The sequence below is a fragment of the Nocardia sp. NPDC004278 genome, assembly GCF_053602975.1.
Genome location: NZ_JBSGEQ010000009.1, coordinates 167,218 through 181,814, shown reverse-complemented (window position 1 = coordinate 181,814; position 14,597 = coordinate 167,218). Strand labels below are relative to the sequence as shown.

Genomic DNA, 14,597 nt, shown 5'->3' with positions numbered 1-14,597 from the left:
AGCGGTCGTGTGTGGGGTTGAGCCACAGCGCCGCGAAATCATCTGGCTCCCAAGTCCATTCGGCCATCAAGTCATCCGATCGATCGTGCGGGGGTTGGTATGTGAGTGCAGTTGGCGAGCCGAGTGGGATGGTCATTCACCAGGGTTTGCCCCAGAGTCGGTGTCGGCGCGCGGAATCGGGGTGGATGCGTCCGGCCGCGACCAGCGCATCGAATGCGGCGTGCTTGCGGTCGCAGTCGTGCTCGCGATGCAGTTGCATCGCGACGTGGGCGTCGGCGAGTGTGAACGGTTGCTCGGGTGGGCCGCACGTCCACGCCTTCGGCCATTCGACCGGGCGCAGACGGCAGCGGCGTGCGGCGGGCCGGTCGCGGCGTGGCTGGTTGATCGGCCACACACACGCCACGCCGACCATCGCGAAGGCGCCGCCACCGACGACCGCGAGGACGCTGTGCACTATTTGCCACGGCCCCATAGCCGTTCATTTCTCGACGCCGTTGCCGGGGCAAGTCGGCGGTAACACCAGTTGAGCGAGCCCGTCGAGCACTTGGTGCAATGTGCGGAGTTCGGGTATGCCCTCGGGGAGGGAGCGGTCGATGGTGTCGATGGGAAAGTCGATGCCGCGCAATCGGGCGCGTTCGCGCGGGCTCGACTGTGGTGGCGTGATCCGGCCGTGCTGCACGAGCGTGTAATACGCGACCCGCTTCCACGCGCACCGCTGGATCGGGCATCCCCGGTGTCGGCGCATCTGTGCGTGCGCCAATTCGACCTCGGCGAAGGCGCAGATATTCGGTGGGGTGAGCAGAGCGTCTTCGTGCATCACGCCACCTCCGTCTCGCCGCCGGGGACACGCTGCGCTGAGCGCGTCCAAGTGCCTTGCGGGCAAACGGTTTCCAGGTCGAATCCGGCGTCGCAGACCAATGCGGGACGACTGTCGACGTGACCGAGGTCGAAGACGACGATTACCTGGATTTCGAGGCCAGCCGCTATGCCGAGTGCGTACCTGATCGGGTCGTCGACATCGGCAGGCGGCCGAATCGTGTACACGTACTGATAGCCGAGCGCGTTCGCGTGCCGCTGCACATCGAGTGCATGGCGAGGGGCATGCAGGCCGGATACGTCATTGCGCACGAAGCCAATGGCTTTCGGCTTGTCGCTCGCAGTGATCGTCTGCGGGGACTCGAAGGAGTGCGTGGGTGTCATGGTTCCCCCAGAAACATGGTTGGTGTGCTGGTCGGTGGAGCGCGCCGCGCGACCTGTTGTCGCTGATAGCTGTCCTCTGGATGCGTGTTCCAGCTCACACCCTCGAAAGCGAATTCGCAATCTCTGACGATTAAATTCCTCGCTTCGGAAAAACGAGTACGCTAAACGTCTTTCGGCGTTCGCCCTGGTCCAACAAGGAGGTCATCGCATGCCCGCACAGCCTGCCGTCCCATCAGTTCCTCGTCGTCAGGTGGCGCGCATCCTGTCGAAGCTGCATCGAGAGTCAGGGCTCTATATCAAGGACGTAGCTGAACAGGTCAACCTGCACCACACCACCGTGACAAAGATGCTCAAAGGGCAGCCGTGCAAGCTGAAGCCGATCTACATCGATAAACTCTGCGATATCTACCGCGCCACCCCCAGCGCCCGGGCGAATCTGAAAACGCTTGCCGCACAAGCTGAATCAGCGCGAGGTTGGTGGTACGACTTTGACGACGTCGTCTCGGCCGACAAGTTGGATGTCTACATCACCCTCGAAGGCATCGCCACCGCTCTCTCGATGTACCAGAGCGCCCGCATCCCCGGTTTGCTGCAAACCGAGGACTACGCCCGCGCCCTGCTTCGTACCAGTCCCGACCTGACGCCCGAGGAAGTTGAGCGACATGTCCAGGTCAGGATGCGGCGACAAGCCGTTTTGACCGAATCGCAGCCGAAGTTGGATGTGGTACTCGACGAGAGCGTGATTCGTCGGGCGCTGGGTGACTCTCAACTCGCCGCGAGCCAGTTGCGCCACATCGTCGAAGTCTCAACGATGTCCAATGTCAGTATTCGGCTCGTGCCATTTGACGTCGGCATCTATCGCGGTACCGAGACGGGCTCTTTCATCATCCTCGAATTCATCGGGACGCCGGACCTCGAACCGGAACCCCCGGTTGCGTATGTCGAAACAGGTGCGGGTAGCGGCAACCTGTACCTCCAGAAACCGGAGCAGGTGGCACGGTATCGTCGGTCCTGGGCCGACATAGAACGGTCCACGTTGAGCACCGCGAAGACCCGCGCTCACCTGTCCAAGATCGTGAAGGAGTTACCTCGGTGAACATCTCGAACGCCGAGTGGTTCAAGAGTAGCCACAGCCAACAGGGCGGGGAATGCGTCGAAGTCGCCTTTCTCGACCACGGAATGGTCGGAATGCGCGACAGCAAGAACCCGATCGGCCCGGCGTTGGTCTTCACTCCCGGCGAGTGGGATGCATTCACCGCAGGCGTCGTGGACGGAGAGTTCGACCGTCGCGCCTGAGCCCCGGCGCATTTCCGAGCAGAACAGCGGCCCCATCCTGACAACGCCAACGTCGCGATGGGGCCGCCCGCTGTCTCAGCATCGGTCAAATTCGAGCTCGCACAGAGCTTCTGATTTCGGACCGCGTGGCATGCGGACAGTCGGTATGCGACCCATGTCGAAGGTGTGCGCGAGGGCTGGAATCCTATAGTCCTGGCCAGGAGAAGATCTTGGCTTGGGCGGGTGCCTGCTGCGGCAGGTTCGCCTCCAGGTCTTGGTATTTCGCCGCTTGCTCGGTGTCGACGCCGGTGATGCGTTCACGGACGGTGCGGAAGAGGGTTTGGAAGTCTTCGATGACCTTGTAGTGCGACTCCATCACCTCGTAGACGCTGTTCTCTGAGCCCTGGGATTTTTGTCGCCAGCGCTTGACCATTGTCTTGGCGGAGATCAGGTCTCGGTCATCTTGCGCGTGGAAGCCCTCGCCAAGATCCCACTTCTCCTGCCTTGAGATTTGGGTCATCACTCGCTGGATCTGCCGGATCTGATCTTTGAAGTATTCGCAGTCTCGGTCGATGTAGACGAACTTCTCGAGATCCATCCGAATCGTGAGTCGGCCTTCGTGGGCCTCAGTGATCAAGTTCGCCAATGGAGTTGCTGAAGACTTGTCGTCGTCAGCCATATCGTCCCCTCCCAGGTCGTTCAGTGAAATCAGTCAGGCGTTGGCGGGGAGGCTGGGCACAACCTTTTCGGCCAACCCGCGAGCCAGCGCACACGAGTCGATGCTGCCGGTGTCGCGGTTCGATGGCGGATTGTTCAGGTTGATATCGAGGCTGCCGCCCTTCATCTCGACATTCACTGTGCACGCCTCTTTGATGGAGGCACCATCGAACTGGCGCGTCGAGATCGCGCGCCTGCCGTTGATTGTGAACTCGGTGGCCTCGGGAAAGTTCCGGCTCCGGGTGAGATCAATGGTGAGGTTGGTGGTGGTGATGCTCACGGCGTAGCCGTTGGACCGTACCCAAGCGCAACCATGCCATTTGACCCCTGCGGCTGTATCGCTGTTGGCAAGCTCCTTGCCATGTAGCTTCTCCGAATCCAGCACGCTTTGCGGGACGTCCTTGCAGGGGTCGTAGCTATTCGGCGCATCGGCAGCCATAGACGGCCCGGCGCTCGTGGAAGTGGAGACCGGTTTCGCATCTCCGCCAGTCGATGACCCACACCCGGACAGCAGAACAACAGCACCAACCCCCAACACAGCGCCGAGCAGTGTCTTCCCCCTGCTGATCATCCATTCCTCCTGGTCGCCTGCGGTGTCGGCGGCATCGATCAGGACTGGCCCGGCTCCGCCCCCTGTTCAGTTGGTTCGACCGTACCGGCCGGTTGATCCGCCTACAAGCGACGCACGCGCGAGTTCCCGGCCCCGGCGGCCGTGGCTTCAGTGCGCCGCCGAAATCCGGACCGCGAAAGGTTGAGTGGGGCTGGAATATTCCCATGGCCTTCGAGGTCGACACTGTCATTCGAGGTCGGCAGCATCCGTCGGTGTGAGCGACGGGGGGACGCCAGCCTCGGGCCAGCGGATCTCGGTGGTGCCCGAGTAGGTTCGTGAGGTCGGTAAGTAGGTCTACGAATTGTCCGAAATCCTGTGCACGGCATTGTATTCCGCAGCCAAGGATGTGGATGCAGCGGCCAATGGGGCCTATTCAGCCGCTGGGACAACGGGTTTGGCTGCCGCGTCTAGGAAGGCTGGTGCGGCAACCGAGGTGACGGGTCGATCGCTGGCGCAACCTGCACGCCGGAACGGTCCGCGACTTCGTCGTCCGGCTCCAAGATCCGATACCTGGATTACCTGTTGAAGGTCGCGTGAGGAGACCTGTTCGACAAACCGGTCGTCATCGGTTCCGCTCGGCCCACCACGCGGACGCGGCGGCATCCGGATCCTCGCTACCCCGGATGGCGGCGACATAGCTCGGCGTCGTCGCGAGCCGGATCCTTCCGCTTCTTGTGTCGTAACCCAAGACCACGCCGACGACGCGTGCACCAACTTCCGGCCATTCCTCTCGACGAATCGGCCCGTCGGCTACGTAGGAGTCCTCGATCCAGCCTCGTTCACCTGCGTCCGTGGCGATGATAATCCCATAGTGCGCATAACCGGTCACGACACAATCGATGATCGAGTATCGAGGATGCTGTTCCACGGCGCTGATTATCGTCCGCTCCAAGCTCCGACTACCCGATTACCTACCCGGCATTGCTTGACGAGGCAGACGACCGGCGCGCCTCATAGAACGGTGGCCACCGAATAGCGAGCCTCTTCAGCTGTCGGATAGTGAGCGTCAGGTGCTGCGTGGGTGGGTGCGTCGCCGAAAGACGGTGCAGGCGTTGGTGATTCGGTCGCAGATCCTGCTCTCATGCGCGGACGGCGGATCCCGCAGCGAGATAGCCCGAGAGGTGGGTGTGTCGCGAGAAACGTTGCGCAATTGGAGAACTCGATTCGAGCGCGACCGGCTCGAGGGCCTGTCGGACGAATCACGGCCGGGCGCGTCCCGGAAGATTACCGATGAGCAGGTGGAGCAGGTGATTACCGCGACGCTGGAATCGGCACCGCCGCATCACGATACGCACTGGTCGATGCGGTCGATGGCGGCGGCGACGGGCATGTCGCAAACGGCGATCTCGCGGATCTGGCGGGCGTTCGGGCTCGAGCCGCACCTGGTCGAGACCTGGAAGCTGTCCACCGACCCGCAGTTCGTGGACAAGGTCCGCGACGTGGTGGGACTGTATCTGAGCCCGCCGGAGAACGCGCTGGTGCTGTGCGTGGACGAGAAGAGTCAGATGCAGGCTCTCGATCGGACCGCGCCGACGCTGCCGGTATGCCGACCACACCGGCGCGGATGACCCACGACTACGTCCGTCACCACGAACCTGTTCGCCGCCCTCGACGTAGCCAGTGGCTCTGTCATCGCCGAACACTATGCGCGCCACCGCCATCAGGAGTTCCTGCGGTTCCTCGAGACCATCGACACCGCCGTGCCGGCCGAGTTCGACCTGCACCTGATCTGCGACAACTATGGCACCCACAAGACCCCGGAGGTGAAGAAATGGCTGCTGCGCTACCCGCGCTTCCACGTGCACTTCACCCCGACCTCGGCCAGCTGGCTCAACCTGGTCGAGCGCTGGTTCGCCGAGCTGACCACCCGGAAACTGCGCTGCTCGGCGCACCGCAGCGTCACCGAACTCCGCGCCGATGTCCAGGCATGGGTCAACGCCTGGAACGCCGACCCGAAACCGTTTCGTCTGGACCAAGACCGCCGACGACATCCTCGATACTCTTGCCGCCTACTGCCAGCGAATCAACGACGCACGACGCTAGGGCGGCCAATACCAGCCGCAATGCTGCCGGTCGTGCGGCGCTACCGGGTGCAGGTAAGGGCAGCGACGTACACCTGGACCCCATCCTCAGCGAGATCACCCACCACGCGATCCAGCAACAGCGTGCCCACGCCCCCACGGCGCAGCGCCGCGGCGACTGCCATCCACAGGATCTCCGCGGCACGAGCGGACCGACAATCCACAATCGCGAACGCGACCACGCCGCGGTCGTCGGTGACAACCCATGTCGGATGGGTTCTCATCAGGTCGGCGATCTTCGCGGGCACATCCTCGGTGAAGTAATCCGGCAGCCCCCGCACGATCGCGACACAACCGGCAACGTCGGCAGGCACGGCACGGCGGACGGCGAACACGTCGCGATGATCGCAGACGCCGTCAACCACCGCCAACGAATTTGGGACTCAGAACACTAGAAGCGTGTGGCCGGTGCCGCGTCCAGATAGCTCCTGCCGTATCGCCCCCTGGGGCCCGGGGGCCGGTCGAAGGTAGTCGAATGGTGGTCACCCGGGCCCTTCAGCGTTCGAAATGCTCGACTGTGACGATCAGCCGAAGTGCTGGAGTCGTTTCGCCCTGGGTAAGTAAACGTCGCCCGGATTCTCCGGTCTCGGGCGCAACCGCTGTTTGCGGGGGCCGGTGATCGTCTGGTGGCGGTTGGTCTATCAGGCGCGGTCGTGGAGAGTGACCTGGTAGCCGTCGGGGTCGGCGAAGGTGAATGTCCGACCGAAGGGGCCGTCGATCGGTGCGGAGACGATGGTGTGACCGTCGGCGACGAGAGCATCGTGAATGGCCTGGACGTCGGTGGCGTGGAGCCAGATCGCGGCGCCGATGCCGGGCTGAGCAACGGATGCGAGATCGGTGCCGGGAACGATGTCGCGGAGTGCGAACGCGATCGGCTTCGTTTCGAAGACGACGGCGTGCGGAGGTCCGGCTTGCGAGCGGACGAGGCCGAGGTACTGCTCGTAGAACGCCTGTGAAGCGTCGAGGTCGCGCGCTTGGAGCGAGATGAAGTCGGGGCCGGTGGCGGGCATGATGATGCTCCTTCTCTTCGTGTCAGTCTTCTGACACGGGTCAATCTATGTCAGAATTCTGACATGAGTCAAGACGGTGTCGGCGTCGACCTGGAGACGTCACTGGGCTACCTGCTGAAAGAGGCGTCGAGCGTCCTGCGCGCAGCCATGGAGGAGGTGCTGCGGCCGCTCGGGATGAGCGTGACGCACTACTCCTGCCTCGAGCTGCTGGCGCAACGACCGGGCTTGTCGAACTCCGAGCTCGCGCGGGGCGCGTTCGTGACACGGCAGACGATGAACGTGCTGCTCCAGGCCCTGGAACGAGACGGCTACGTGACCAGGCCCGCGGAGGCACCCGTCGGGAAGGTTCTTCCCACGCGGCTCACGCCTCGCGGCCGACGGAGCCTCGAGAAGGCGACCGTAGCGGTCCGGTCCGTCGAGGTCAGAATGCTGGCCGGCATGACCGAGACCGAGCAGTCACACGCGTTCCGGATCCTGCGGAGCATGATCCATTCCCTGCGCGATGGCAACGACGGTGCATAGGTCGCGCCCCGGCGCACGTCTCGCCGCGCCCGGATAGGGTGCGGCCGAGCATGAAAATCCGTGCAGGCAACCTCGAAACCGACAGACCCCGACTGCACCCTCTTCTGCGATGTGTCGGCAATGTCCCCAGGCGGCCTGCGGCGCCCGGCTATGAAATCCGGACGATGTCGGTGATCAAGAGGTCGAGGCGGGGACCTGTTCGGATGGGCAGTCGATGGAGCACCGTGTTCCGGCGGTCGCGCAAACGGCGAGTGCGATGCCCTGCGGGTGGCCGTCGTGCAATCGCGCCGTCGGCGGATGTGGCAGTTTGCTGATCTGCGCGATGCCCTGCGGGTGGCCGTCGTGCAATCGCGCCGTCGGCGGATGTGGCAGTTTGCTGATCTGCGCGATGCCCTGCGGGTAACCGTCGTGCAAACGCGCCGTCGGCGGATATGGCAGTTTGCTGATCTGCGCGATGCCCTGCGGGTAACCGTCGTGCAAACGCGCCGTCGGCGGATACGGCAGTTTGCTGATCTGCGCGATGTCATGAGCGGTGGCGAACGGCGGGCGGAACTGCGCTGCTCAGCAAGGGTTTTGGGGTGTCGTAGGCGCTGGTCCGGAGTGGCCGCGGTGCTTGCGTGGACCTGCGCTCGCGTGCTCGGTCGGAGAGCTCGCCGATCGCCCGTGCCCGGATTGTTATGGCAAACAACAAATATCTTTGCGAAACCGTTGTGCACTACGTCACAGTGGAATATGTTGCATCGAACAACATTCGCTCAAGGCTCGACCGCCTGGTACCTAGCAGGCGGTGGTTCGACGAAAGGCTCGCCCTCATGCGTAAGGGGATCCTCGGCATCGCGGCCGTATCGGTTGCGCTTCTCACCTCGCTCACTGCCTGCGGGGACAACAACAAGGACGCTGGTGGTGGTGGGGGCGCCAAGATCGGCGTGATCCTGCCGGACAGCAAGTCCTCCGCGCGGTGGGAGTCGGCGGATCGCAAGTATCTGCAGGCGGCGTTCGACGCGGCGGGGATCAAGGCGGATATCCAGAACGCGCAGGGGGATAAGAACGCCTTTCAGACCATCGCGGATCAGATGATCACCAGCGGGGCCACGGTGTTGATGATCACCAACCTCGACAGTGGGACCGGCAAGGCCGTGATCCAGAAGGCGAAGTCGCAGGGCGTGACCGTAATCGATTACGACAGACTGACTCTCGGCGGTGGGGCGCCGTTCTACGTGTCGTTCGACAATGTGAAGGTCGGCAAGCTGATGGGGGATGGGCTGGCCAAATGCCTCACCGATAAGAAGGCGGTCAACCCGGTCGTCGCCTATCTCAACGGCGGACCGACCGATAACAACGCGACGCTGTTCAAGAATGGCTATGACAGTGCGCTGAAGCCGAAGTTCGATGCGGGTGAATACGTGAAGGGCCCGGATCAGGCGGTGCCGGAGTGGGATAACACCACGGCGGGCACCATCTTCGAGCAGATGCTCACCGGTACCCCGAATCTCGGCGGCGTGGTCGCGGCCAACGACGGTCTCGGCAATGCCGCTATCGCAGTGCTGAAGAAGCAGAAGCTGAACGGCCAGGTGCCGGTGACCGGCCAGGATGCCACCGTGCAGGGCCTGCAGAACGTGCTGGCGGGCGATCAGTGCATGACCGTCTACAAGGCCATCAAGCTGGAGGCCGATGCGGGCGCGAAGCTGGCGATCGCGCTGGCCAAGGGAGAGAAGGGCGAGGCGAGCAGCACCGTCGACGATCCGGAGGCGAAGGCGAAAGTGCCCGCGGTGCTGCTGGAACCGAAGGCGATCTACAAGGAGAACGTGAACGACGTGGTGGCCGACGGCTATGTCACGAAGGCCGAGCTGTGCACCGGCGACTTCGCCAAGCTGTGCGCGGATAACGGGGTTCGCTGATAGCCCGGTCGTTCCCGCGGACTCGACGGTGCGCGGGAACGACCGACATTTTCATGGTCAACGGGGCGAGTGCCCTTCCGCGGTTGGTATGAGGGGATCGCGGAAGGGCTGCCCCACACGTCAGGAGCAGTAGTACCTATGCCCGATACACCGATCATCGAATTACGGGGAATAGAAAAGAGTTTCGGCCCCGTCCACGTCCTGCACGACATTGCGTTCTCCGCGTACTCGGGCGAGGTGACGGCACTGGTTGGCGATAACGGCGCTGGCAAGTCGACTCTCGTCAAATGCATCGGCGGCACCCATCCCATCGATGCGGGGGAGTTCCTGTTCGATGGCAAGCCGGTGCATGTGCACAACCCGAGGGACGCGGCCGATCTCGGCATCGAGATCGTCTATCAGGACCTCGCGCTCTGCGACAACCTCGACATCGTGCAGAACATGTTCCTCGGCCGCGAGAAGAAGCACGGCATCGTGCTCGACGAGTACGGCATGGAGGAGCTGGCCGGAAAGACTCTGGCGGGCTTATCTGTTCGCACCGTGAAATCGGTGCGGCAGCAGGTGTCGAGCCTGTCGGGCGGACAGCGGCAGACGGTCGCGATCGCGAAAGCCGTGCTGTGGAACAGCAAGGTGGTAATCCTCGACGAGCCGACCGCCGCGCTCGGCGTCGCACAGACCCAGCAAGTGCTGGAGCTGGTGCGCACGCTCGCCGACAAAGGTCTTGCGGTGGTGTTGATCTCGCACAATATGAATGACGTCTTCGCGGTATCCGATCGGGTCGCCGCGCTCTATCTCGGCCGAATGGCGGCCCAGGTGCGAACTTCCGACGTGACGCACGCACAGGTCGTCGAACTGATCACCGCTGGCCGCAGTGGAAGTCTCGGTCTCGGAAATGGAGTAAAGGCATGAGCGAGCGAACAATAGGCACAGCCGCGGTGGTTACGGATCAGTTCGAGGCCACGTCCTCGCCGGTGACCGAGCTGGTCAACTCCTATGTCGGGCGGGTGCGTAGCGGCAATATGGGTGCGCTGCCCTCGATTATCGCGCTGGCGGTGCTGACGGTGGTCTTCTGGATCGCGCGGCCGGTCTTCATGACGCAGGGCAATTTCGCGAACCTGCTCACCCAGGGCGCGGCCATCGCGGTGATCGCCATGGGGCTGATCTTCGTACTGCTGCTCGGTGAGATCGATCTGTCGGCCGGATTCACCAGCGGTGTCTGTGCGGCGGTGCTCGCGGTATTGCTCACCGACAAGGGATGGCCCTGGTATGCGGCGGTTCTCGTCTCGCTGCTCACCGGCGTCGTGATCGGGCTGACCATCGGGACGGTCGTGGTGAAGATCGGAATCCCGTCGTTCGTGGTGACATTGGCGGCATTCCTGGCATTGCAGGGTGTCGCGCTCAAGATCATGGACAATGGGCGCAATATCTCGATTCGCGATGAGACGATCGTCGCGATCGCGAATAAGAATGTGCCGCCGCTGCTCGGCTGGCTCATGTACGCGGTGCTGCTGGCGGGATTCGCGGCGATCCAATACCGAAAACTGCGGGCGCGCACCAAACTCGGACTGACCGGCGAGACGGCGCCGGTGATCGCGCTGCGGATCGCGGCGGTCGCCATTGTCGCGGGCGCGGCGGTGCTGATCCTCAATGACGAGCGCAGCCGCAATCCGGCGATCAACTCGCTCAAAGGTATGCCGATCGTGGTGCCGTTGATCGTGGCGCTGCTGCTGGTCTGGACGTTCGTGCTCAACCGGACCTCGTTCGGCAGACATATCTACGCCGTCGGCGGCAGTACCGAAGCGGCTCGGCGCGCGGGCATTCCGGTCGATCGGATCAAGATCAGCGCATTCGTGCTGTGTTCGACAATGGCCGCGGTGGGCGGGTTGATCGCGGCCTCACGCGCCAACTCCGTCGACCCGAATACCGGCGGCAGCGATGTGTTGCTGACCGCTGTCGGAGCCGCGGTGATCGGTGGCACCAGCCTGTTCGGCGGACGCGGCCGGATGCTGGACGCGGTGCTCGGTGCGGCGGTGGTCGCGGTGATCAATAACGGGATGGGCCTGATGGGCTATAGCGCGGGCACCAAATTCGTTGTGACAGGATTCGTGCTGCTGTTGGCAGCCGGGGTGGACGCGCTGTCGCGCAAGCGTGCGTTGCCAGGAAGTTGATCGACGACCGGGAGGAGGTTCGCCCCGAATGAGAGCTGCACCTTCCCCGGACGAGATCCGGCGGCAGAACCTTGCCGTGCTACTGCGCCATGTCCACCTGAGCGGTCCGGTATCGCGGGCGGTGCTCGCCGAGCGAATGGGGCTCAATCGCAGCACCATTCTGGCGTTGACGGCCGACCTCGCCGCGGCGGGTCTGGTGAGCGAGGAACTGCCTGGGCAGACCGGCAAGGCGGGGCGGCCATCGTTGGTGGTGCGCCCCGAATCGGAACGGGTCTACGGGTTGGCGCTGGATGTCGGCGCGGACCGGCTCGCGGTCGCGCGGGTCGGGCTGGGCGGGGTGATTCTCGCGCGGCGGGAGACGCCGCGTCGCAGTGGCACATTAGATCCGAATGACGTGATCACCGCGCTGGCCACCATCGCGGAGAACATGATCGGCGAGGCCGGACCCGAGACCGTCTGCGTCGGTGTGGGAGTCGCGTTCTGTGGCATGGTGCGCGAGGAGGACGGCGTCGTCCGATACGGGCCGAATATCGGCTGGGTCGATGTGGCGGTCGGCGCGCGGCTGTCCGAGCGACTCGGTCTGCGCGTCGCCGTTGGCAACAATGCCAATCTCGGCGCGCTCGCCGAGCGTGAACGCGGCGTCGGCGTCGGTATCGCGGACATGATCTACCTGCACGGCGAGGTCGGCATCGGCGGCGGAATCATTATGGGCGGCAAGCTGCTCGGCGGTGAAGGCGGCTACGGCGGCGAGGTCGGGCATATGATCGTCAACCCGGGCGGACGGGCCTGCACCTGTGGGTCGCATGGCTGTCTGGAGGCCGAGGCGGGTGAACTCGCATTGATCGCGGCCGCCGGACGCACCGATCTCACCGGCCGTGCTGCGGTCGAGGCGATCGTGGAGGCCGCCGCCCGCGGGGATGCCACCGCGCGAGATGCGTTGCACCAGATCGGCGATTGGCTCGGCTATGGCGTCGCCAATCTGGTCAATATCTTCAACCCCACCATGGTCGTCTTCGGTGGTGTGCTGCGCGAGATCTACCTCGCCTCCGCGGCCCAGGTCCGCAGCAGGCTGGCGGTGAACGGGCTGCTCGCCGTTCGCGAGCGGGTGCGCCTGCGCACCTCGACCCTCGCCGATGACGCTCCCCTCGTCGGTGCCGCCGAACTGGCCTTCGCCGATGTCCTGACCGACCCCTTGCAGACCCTGACCCGCATCACCAGCGGCTGACCGATCGACGCGCCGATACGGCCTATCGGTGACGGTGGTTCGGATCACTTGGCAGTATCAAGGGATGACCGACGACATCGCCGCGTTCCGTCGCGAGCGCGACGCCGTTTTGGACTTCTGTGCCCGGCTCACGCCAGCGGAATGGGTAGCGCCGAGCCGCGCCGCGGGCTGGCGGGTGCGCGACGTGATCGCGCATCTCGGGTCGGAGTGCCGCCTGAACTTCGGCCCGGATGTGGTCAAGGTCATGCGCTCGCGAAATATCGAGCGGCTCAACGACGATTTCGTCGCCCGACGCGCCGACTGGGCGATCGATCGGGTGGTCGGGGAATTGGCGACCTGGAGTTCGCGGATCGCCACCGCGGCTCGCGCGACCCAGCCGTGGCCGCTCGGATCGATCCGCCTCCCGATCGGCGAACTCGGTGCACACCCACTGCGTTTGCTGCCGTCGCTGCTGACCTTCGACTTCCACACGCACCTGCGCCACGACATCGCCCCCGCACTCGACAAAGACATCCCTGCGACCGACGCGGACCGGATGAGTTCGATACTGGAGTGGATGTTGGCTCTATTGGCCAACTTCGGGGCGAATGACCGGATCTGGTTCGACCGGCCGATCGGGTTGACGCTGACCGGACCCGGCGGCGGCACCTGGCGATTCGAACCGATCGGGCACGGACGGTTGCGTGCGGTGGCCGGTTCCGATGCCAGGATTGCTGCGCAAATCACCAGTGCGGCAATCGATTTCCCTTCCTGGGGGACAACTCGAACGCCCTGGCGATCCCACGGTGTGGCCGTCACCGGTGACGTCGAACTCGCCGAACGCTTCCTCGACTCGATCGACTTGGTCTGAACTCGCCGCGTACCAGGGTACCTGAATCCCTTCACTACCTGATCTTGTTCGAGCGGCGCTTGTCGGTGCCAGAACGGTCGCTTGGGTGGTTTACCTGCGGGGATATCCGTGGCATGCTGTCGCGGTCCGAGCTCGGGGGTTGTGGTTCGAACTCATTGGGGGTGCTGCGTGGAGAGACATCCGTCGGGGCTTTCGTATGCGCCGAGGACGGAGCCGCCGCTGTTGCCGTACCGGCCGGGTGGGCGTGTGGAGCCCGAGCATCCGCCGCGCGCGGCACCGTGCCGCACGCCGATCCCGCGGCATGATCAGTCCGGCCGGTCCGGCCCGCGGGGGCTGCGGCGCGCGCTCAGCGGCGGGCATTGCGCGCCGCCACCAGCTATCGAAATCGATTCGACGGCACAGCAATTCGTCGAACGGGCGCTGCGGCTGGCGCTCGAGATCCTGGACCACCGACGGCCGGTCGCCCAGCTCACCAGCATGGCCACACCAGCGGTGGTCGCCGCCGTGCGAACCCTGGTCCGGGCCCACCTGGCACCCGGCCGCACCCTGGGCGCCGCGGTGCTGTATCGGGCGAACCTGATGATGGTCGACGACTCGACCGCCGAAGTCTTCGCCGCCTACGACCGCGGCCGCCGACACTTCGCCATTGCCGCCCGCATAGCGCGCACCCGCGCAACCGGCTGGCGGCTGACGGTGTTCCGAGTGCGGTGAATCGGAGAGCAGATTTCGGGCGTGCCCTGGTCGCCGGGTGTGGACCTCGGTCCGCACCAGACCTGGCCCAGGTCGGGAGGTCGATGCGCTGTGCTGTCGCCGATCGGATCGTCGTCATCAGCACTTCGTATTGCCGTCTGGACCGAGCGAACTCGCTCGACCGACTGGCGGCTGAAGGCCTTCCGAATGTGGTGAATTCGGTAGCAGGTGTAGGACCCTCATGTTCCGCTGGTCGGTGCGGTGCGGTGCGGTGCGGTGCGGTGCGGTGCGGTGCGGTGCGGTGCGGTGCGGTGCGGTGCGGTGCGGTGCGGTGCGGTGCGGTGCGGTGCG

At 64.4% G+C, this 14,597-nt stretch carries 18 protein-coding genes and 1 pseudogene; 10 read left to right on the top strand and 9 right to left on the bottom strand.

The features are described 5' to 3' along the window. Window positions 1-136: 136 nt before the first annotated feature. The 3 genes from ACWEO2_RS16730 to ACWEO2_RS16720 are packed head-to-tail and all read right to left on the bottom strand — an operon-like array spanning window position 137 to window position 1,200. Complete coding sequence (locus ACWEO2_RS16730; protein ID WP_452406100.1) at window positions 137-472, bottom strand: hypothetical protein; 336 nt, start codon at window positions 470-472, stop codon at window positions 137-139. A gap of 6 nt (window positions 473-478) precedes the next feature. After that, window positions 479-817 (bottom strand): hypothetical protein, encoded by a 339-nt coding sequence (locus ACWEO2_RS16725; RefSeq protein ID WP_452406099.1) that lies wholly within the window; start codon window positions 815-817, stop codon window positions 479-481. Then, window positions 817-1,200, bottom strand: a complete 384-nt coding sequence (locus ACWEO2_RS16720) for a hypothetical protein (RefSeq protein ID WP_452406098.1) — start codon at window positions 1,198-1,200, stop codon at window positions 817-819. The genes ACWEO2_RS16725 and ACWEO2_RS16720 overlap by 1 nt, the downstream gene beginning before the upstream one ends. Before the next feature lie 208 nt (window positions 1,201-1,408). Here ACWEO2_RS16720 and ACWEO2_RS16715 point away from each other — a divergent pair, with 208 nt between their 5' ends. After that, a complete protein-coding gene (locus tag ACWEO2_RS16715) occupies window positions 1,409-2,296 on the top strand; it encodes a Scr1 family TA system antitoxin-like transcriptional regulator (protein ID WP_452406097.1) in 888 nt (295 codons plus the stop codon). After that, window positions 2,293-2,496 (top strand): DUF397 domain-containing protein, encoded by a 204-nt coding sequence (locus ACWEO2_RS16710; RefSeq protein ID WP_452406096.1) that lies wholly within the window; start codon window positions 2,293-2,295, stop codon window positions 2,494-2,496. Before ACWEO2_RS16715 ends, ACWEO2_RS16710 begins: the two co-directional genes overlap by 4 nt. 184 nt (window positions 2,497-2,680) lie before the next feature. Here ACWEO2_RS16710 and ACWEO2_RS16705 read toward each other — a convergent pair whose 3' ends face one another. The 3 genes from ACWEO2_RS16705 to ACWEO2_RS16695 all read right to left on the bottom strand — a co-directional run bounded on the left by ACWEO2_RS16705 (window position 2,681) and on the right by ACWEO2_RS16695 (window position 4,670). Next, the gene (locus ACWEO2_RS16705; protein ID WP_452406095.1) at window positions 2,681-3,154 is read right to left on the bottom strand and encodes a hypothetical protein; all 474 of its coding nucleotides are present in this window, start codon (window positions 3,152-3,154) and stop codon (window positions 2,681-2,683) included. Between the two features lie 33 nt (window positions 3,155-3,187). Continuing rightward, window positions 3,188-3,763 carry a DUF3558 domain-containing protein gene (locus ACWEO2_RS16700; RefSeq protein ID WP_452406094.1) on the bottom strand — a complete coding sequence of 192 codons (576 nt, stop codon included), beginning with the start codon at window positions 3,761-3,763 and terminating at the stop codon, window positions 3,188-3,190. Between the two features lie 601 nt (window positions 3,764-4,364). Further along, a complete protein-coding gene (locus ACWEO2_RS16695; RefSeq protein ID WP_452406093.1) occupies window positions 4,365-4,670 on the bottom strand; it encodes a S1 domain-containing protein in 306 nt (101 codons plus the stop codon). Window positions 4,671-4,812: 142 nt separating this feature from the next. On the opposite strand from ACWEO2_RS16695, the pseudogene ACWEO2_RS16690 reads away from it, so the two are divergent. Further along, window positions 4,813-5,685: pseudogene (locus ACWEO2_RS16690) on the top strand (IS630 family transposase); the annotation flags it as partial. Between the two features lie 200 nt (window positions 5,686-5,885). Here ACWEO2_RS16690 and ACWEO2_RS16685 read toward each other — a convergent pair. Beyond that, window positions 5,886-6,218 (bottom strand): GNAT family N-acetyltransferase, encoded by a 333-nt coding sequence (locus ACWEO2_RS16685; RefSeq protein WP_452406092.1) that lies wholly within the window; start codon window positions 6,216-6,218, stop codon window positions 5,886-5,888. Between the two features lie 306 nt (window positions 6,219-6,524). After that, entirely contained in the window at window positions 6,525-6,893 is a 369-nt protein-coding gene (locus ACWEO2_RS16680) for a VOC family protein (protein WP_227996749.1), read from the bottom strand. 63 nt (window positions 6,894-6,956) lie between these two features. Between ACWEO2_RS16680 and ACWEO2_RS16675 the strand changes: the two genes are divergently transcribed. Further along, on the top strand, window positions 6,957-7,415 hold the full coding sequence (locus ACWEO2_RS16675) for a MarR family winged helix-turn-helix transcriptional regulator (protein ID WP_452406091.1): 459 nt from the start codon (window positions 6,957-6,959) through the stop codon (window positions 7,413-7,415). Between the two features lie 174 nt (window positions 7,416-7,589). On the opposite strand, the gene ACWEO2_RS16670 is transcribed toward ACWEO2_RS16675, so the two are convergent. After that, entirely contained in the window at window positions 7,590-7,895 is a 306-nt protein-coding gene (locus ACWEO2_RS16670) for a hypothetical protein (protein ID WP_452406090.1), read from the bottom strand. 332 nt (window positions 7,896-8,227) lie between these two features. Between ACWEO2_RS16670 and ACWEO2_RS16665 the strand changes: the two genes are divergently transcribed. The 6 genes from ACWEO2_RS16665 (at window position 8,228) to ACWEO2_RS16640 (ending at window position 14,267) form a co-directional block, all read left to right on the top strand. Beyond that, the gene (locus ACWEO2_RS16665) at window positions 8,228-9,313 is read left to right on the top strand and encodes a sugar ABC transporter substrate-binding protein (protein WP_452406089.1); all 1,086 of its coding nucleotides are present in this window, start codon (window positions 8,228-8,230) and stop codon (window positions 9,311-9,313) included. A 138-nt stretch (window positions 9,314-9,451) separates the two neighbouring features. Then, window positions 9,452-10,222, top strand: a complete 771-nt coding sequence (locus ACWEO2_RS16660; protein WP_452406088.1) for an ATP-binding cassette domain-containing protein — start codon at window positions 9,452-9,454, stop codon at window positions 10,220-10,222. After that, on the top strand, window positions 10,219-11,481 hold the full coding sequence (locus ACWEO2_RS16655; protein ID WP_452406087.1) for a sugar ABC transporter permease: 1,263 nt from the start codon (window positions 10,219-10,221) through the stop codon (window positions 11,479-11,481). Before ACWEO2_RS16660 ends, ACWEO2_RS16655 begins: the two co-directional genes overlap by 4 nt. A gap of 28 nt (window positions 11,482-11,509) precedes the next feature. Next, window positions 11,510-12,706 (top strand): ROK family protein, encoded by a 1,197-nt coding sequence (locus ACWEO2_RS16650; RefSeq protein WP_452406086.1) that lies wholly within the window; start codon window positions 11,510-11,512, stop codon window positions 12,704-12,706. Between the two features lie 64 nt (window positions 12,707-12,770). Further along, window positions 12,771-13,556: a maleylpyruvate isomerase N-terminal domain-containing protein gene (locus ACWEO2_RS16645; RefSeq protein WP_452406085.1), complete on the top strand. Its 786-nt coding sequence runs from the start codon at window positions 12,771-12,773 to the stop codon at window positions 13,554-13,556. A gap of 246 nt (window positions 13,557-13,802) precedes the next feature. Further along, window positions 13,803-14,267 carry an Rv3235 family protein gene (locus tag ACWEO2_RS16640; RefSeq protein ID WP_452406084.1) on the top strand — a complete coding sequence of 155 codons (465 nt, stop codon included), beginning with the start codon at window positions 13,803-13,805 and terminating at the stop codon, window positions 14,265-14,267. Window positions 14,268-14,597: the final 330 nt, after the last annotated feature.

Coding starts and splice junctions, on each gene's coding strand:
- ACWEO2_RS16730 (WP_452406100.1), bottom strand. CDS start 472: ATGGGGCCGTGGCAAATAGTGCACAGCGTCCTCGCGGTCGTCGGTGGC.
- ACWEO2_RS16725 (WP_452406099.1), bottom strand. CDS start 817: ATGCACGAAGACGCTCTGCTCACCCCACCGAATATCTGCGCCTTCGCC.
- ACWEO2_RS16720 (WP_452406098.1), bottom strand. CDS start 1,200: ATGACACCCACGCACTCCTTCGAGTCCCCGCAGACGATCACTGCGAGC.
- ACWEO2_RS16715 (WP_452406097.1), top strand. CDS start 1,409: ATGCCCGCACAGCCTGCCGTCCCATCAGTTCCTCGTCGTCAGGTGGCG.
- ACWEO2_RS16705 (WP_452406095.1), bottom strand. CDS start 3,154: ATGGCTGACGACGACAAGTCTTCAGCAACTCCATTGGCGAACTTGATC.
- ACWEO2_RS16700 (WP_452406094.1), bottom strand. CDS start 3,763: ATGATCAGCAGGGGGAAGACACTGCTCGGCGCTGTGTTGGGGGTTGGT.
- ACWEO2_RS16680 (WP_227996749.1), bottom strand. CDS start 6,893: ATGCCCGCCACCGGCCCCGACTTCATCTCGCTCCAAGCGCGCGACCTC.
- ACWEO2_RS16675 (WP_452406091.1), top strand. CDS start 6,957: ATGAGTCAAGACGGTGTCGGCGTCGACCTGGAGACGTCACTGGGCTAC.
- ACWEO2_RS16665 (WP_452406089.1), top strand. CDS start 8,228: ATGCGTAAGGGGATCCTCGGCATCGCGGCCGTATCGGTTGCGCTTCTC.
- ACWEO2_RS16660 (WP_452406088.1), top strand. CDS start 9,452: ATGCCCGATACACCGATCATCGAATTACGGGGAATAGAAAAGAGTTTC.
- ACWEO2_RS16655 (WP_452406087.1), top strand. CDS start 10,219: ATGAGCGAGCGAACAATAGGCACAGCCGCGGTGGTTACGGATCAGTTC.
- ACWEO2_RS16650 (WP_452406086.1), top strand. CDS start 11,510: ATGAGAGCTGCACCTTCCCCGGACGAGATCCGGCGGCAGAACCTTGCC.
- ACWEO2_RS16645 (WP_452406085.1), top strand. CDS start 12,771: ATGACCGACGACATCGCCGCGTTCCGTCGCGAGCGCGACGCCGTTTTG.